The organism is Janthinobacterium sp. GW822-FHT07A03 (assembly GCF_058798815.1).
In genome coordinates this window covers 1-1012 of the sequence record NZ_JBXAKW010000037.1, presented here as the reverse complement: position 1 = coordinate 1012, position 1012 = coordinate 1, and the positions used below count along the sequence as shown (strand labels likewise).

Annotated in this window: 1 protein-coding gene; it reads right to left on the bottom strand. The window is 49.9% G+C overall.

Going from position 1 to position 1012, the window contains the following annotated elements:
- Positions 1-164: 164 nt before the first annotated feature.
- Positions 165-902: a hypothetical protein gene (locus AC1RJW_RS29665; protein WP_493048106.1), complete on the bottom strand. Its 738-nt coding sequence runs from the start codon at positions 900-902 to the stop codon at positions 165-167.
- Positions 903-1012: the final 110 nt, after the last annotated feature.

Sequence of the window (1012 nt, the reverse complement as noted above, 5' to 3'; positions counted from 1 at the left end):
AATTAATTAAGTCGGTGTATTTGCCTGGTCGTCACCGGCTCATGAGCATAGCGAATTATTAAGTGCGAAAAGCCACATATTGTCACATCAACGTGAATGGCTGCTTCTGGCCGGTTGCCGTCGTTGGCAGGTTCCGCCCCAAAGCGGACCATCGCCATCAACGGTTATTGCCTTTCGGCCTGCTGTACTTTCCGGCGTCGACGACTTCTAAAGTCGATAATTCCGACGAAAATAGCTATGGCGGGTAGCAAGAACACCCCAATGACACTAGCAATACCCAAAAGCCCGAGCAATTCACTGTACTGAATCGCCTGGAAGTGAAGCGCCAACATTTCAACACAATGTTTCTCGCCGGTCTTGAGATCGACCATGAGCGCAACCCCGCTATGGTTTGCAAGATATACAGCAGCAAGCCACAGCAAAAAAATACAGCAGTACGGCAACAATTGGTGAGGCTTGATAGACATATTTCTCCAGCGGGCCGTCGGCGATATGTATGCGATGCGTAAATTGAATTTCCATAAATGGCTGCTCTTGGCCGGTTGCCGTTGTTGGCAGGTTCCGCCCTTTTGTAAGCATTGCGGGTTAAGAAAACGAAGGTTTAGGATTAAACTTATCGACGATTTTTGCTGCAGAAAAAAACGCTCGATCTCCGCCTTGGGGTAGTGTGAAATACGAGCCGTTTGGAGATTCCTGCATCGCTCAAGGGGGGCAAGCGATTTATCTGGCGGGCAAATGCCAAAAAGTTCCAAATAGGCAAGCTCCGGGATTGCTGCCAGTGGTTCAAGCGATTGAATGATGGTGGTCTTCTTCGACGCATCCCAACTTGGGAGTGTCGCCAAAGATAGCGACTTCAACTGTGCCAGTTTGGCTAGTGGTACGATATCGCTAATCTTTGGCATATGAAGTACGTGCAGGACGCGCAGCTTTTCAAGCTGATCTTGCCCCCGTATAACCAGACACAGCCAATCGTTTAGTTAGCGCCGCTTTCCTGAGCCCGGCGCGCCAGCTC